This is a genomic window from Mesorhizobium sp. M0185 (assembly GCF_040322175.1).
Taxonomy (GTDB): domain Bacteria; phylum Pseudomonadota; class Alphaproteobacteria; order Rhizobiales; family Rhizobiaceae; genus Mesorhizobium.
Genome location: NZ_JAMYSY010000113.1, coordinates 1 through 1,945 on the forward strand (window position 1 = coordinate 1; position 1,945 = coordinate 1,945).

Here is a 1,945-nt window from a genome sequence, read left to right on the forward strand (position 1 = left end):
GGCGGATTTCCAGCGCCGCCGATTTTGCTGCCATCAGCTGATCGAGCAGGTCCGGCGACGAGCGGCGCTGCGGCCGCACGGTTTCGGGCGGCGGGGCCGCCAGGATGATCGCGCGCGCGTCCTCCAGTCCCGCTTCCGGCAGCGGCATCAGGCGCGGGGTCGCATTGCGCGGACTCGTATCGGTCGGGCCGATGCGCAAGCCGAGCGGACGGCGCGACAGCGCCGGGCCGAGCGCCATGAATTGCCCGCGCTCCAGGTCGCGAAAAGCCTCGGCCTGGCGGCGCTCCATGCCGAGAAGGTCGGCGGCGCGCGCCATGTCGATATCGAGAAAGGTCCGGCCATGGGGGCTCTGCTTGGCTTGCCGGTCACACAAACACGATAGGGTTTTTCTCGCGCCGTGCCATGCGGATCAATTCCGATAGTCCATCGGCAAATTCCCGAACCCATGCGTCGGTGCTGGATTCGATCAGCCGCAATTCGCGCTCAAGCTCGACGAAGCTCGGCTCCTCGATGGCATCTCCGACACTGCAGGCTGAAAAAAGGACAATCCGTTCCAAGGCCGAGCCTTCGCCGAGAAGGCCGGCAATCGCCTCCCTAAGCGCGGCGACGTGGGCGATGTTTCCGACACGCCAGTCGCACACCGTGACCACGTCCCAGGTGAGATTTATGCCCTCGGGATGGATCACCTCGCATTCGCCCGTTGTCGGTTCCCGCTGAAAGCGATAGCCGGGGAATTCCCGCTCCATGGTCGAAGCGCTTTTGAAAACTGCCACGTCGAGACCCATTCCGATCCTCCGGCTAGCCCAAGCCAAAGCAGGCGCGCAGCACTACTCCGGCAGCGCCGCCAGCCGCATGGCGTCGGTCACGATTCCTTGCGGGTGCTGCCGCCACGAATCGATCATAAATGGCTTCGCGCCATCAGGCGAAACATATCTAGTTTAGCGCCCACCAAGAAAACACTTGGCGTGAGCGGACTTAGCGATCGGGTAGCTCAGCCCAAAGTTTCTTCGCGAAGCCCCGTTCGTCGAGTTCCCACAAGTCGTCTGCTATCTCAGCTTGGCCGTTGCGGCATCGATAGGAATAAATGGTATCGTGACCCGTCGCGGCGGCTGGAACGTCTTCCGCGTTTGGATTCTGCCGGCAGAACTCATCCGCACCAGGATTGTCGCGTGCCGCGTTCATCTTGCTGCAGGGCAGGTTGGCGCCGACGAAGCAGACCATGACCTTGCCGTCCATGCAGCGATATTGGGCCTGTGCCCGCAGTTCGGAATCGTCCGGCGCAATTTGAGCGTCCGGAGCGAGCGCCTTGAACGCCTGGACCGTCTCGTCATGAAGCGCGGGCGAATAGTCCTGGATCGTGTCGTCGTTGTGCACCTGGCGGCACAATTGGTGCATGTCGGCAGCCTCCGCTTTCGTGACGCCGAGCGCGGCAAGGTTGAGCAGGGCTCCAACCAGCCATGCCGCAGCGCCGGTGTTCGAAAAACGGGACATTTTCATAGCAAAACCTCCTTCGAAAAATGCGCATGAAACCGCTCGCGACTTGGAGCCGCAGAGCAGACACTTGAGCAAGAGTATCAGGATAGCGCCAATTTGACCGCCACCAGCCAGTAGACAGTCCCACCCACGGCGGCGGCAAGCCGCAGAATAGCCACCATCAGGATTCTCTCCGCCCGGGAGACGGCATGGATGCCATCAGGGCGCATGTACCCGATCATCACTGCGACCGCGCCGGCAATCTAGAGCCGTAGCGGCTTTCTGCCGATCAGCCGCCGCGGGACCTCGATCCCGATCGCGAAGATCAACATAGCGTACAGCGCAGCCAATGCGCCGAGCAGCATGGGCCAGTCTCACACAGCCAAACTCCCCTGCTCCGCCTCCGCCGCATTCGGATCGCCCGGCGCCGTCGCCCAGGCCAGCTCCACCAGCGTCACTGTCCGCCTTCCAG

2 protein-coding genes and 1 pseudogene are annotated in these 1,945 nt (G+C 62.8%); all 3 read right to left on the reverse strand.

Features of this window, described 5'->3' with window-relative positions:
- Positions 1–340: pseudogene (locus NKJ20_RS33935) on the reverse strand (ATP-binding protein); the annotation flags it as partial.
- A 25-nt stretch (positions 341–365) separates the two neighbouring features.
- Positions 366–785 (reverse strand): hypothetical protein, encoded by a 420-nt coding sequence (locus NKJ20_RS33940; RefSeq protein WP_352749939.1) that lies wholly within the window; start codon positions 783–785, stop codon positions 366–368.
- A 190-nt stretch (positions 786–975) separates the two neighbouring features.
- The gene (locus NKJ20_RS33945; protein ID WP_352749941.1) at positions 976–1,497 is read right to left on the reverse strand and encodes a hypothetical protein; all 522 of its coding nucleotides are present in this window, start codon (positions 1,495–1,497) and stop codon (positions 976–978) included.
- Positions 1,498–1,945 lie beyond the last annotated feature (448 nt).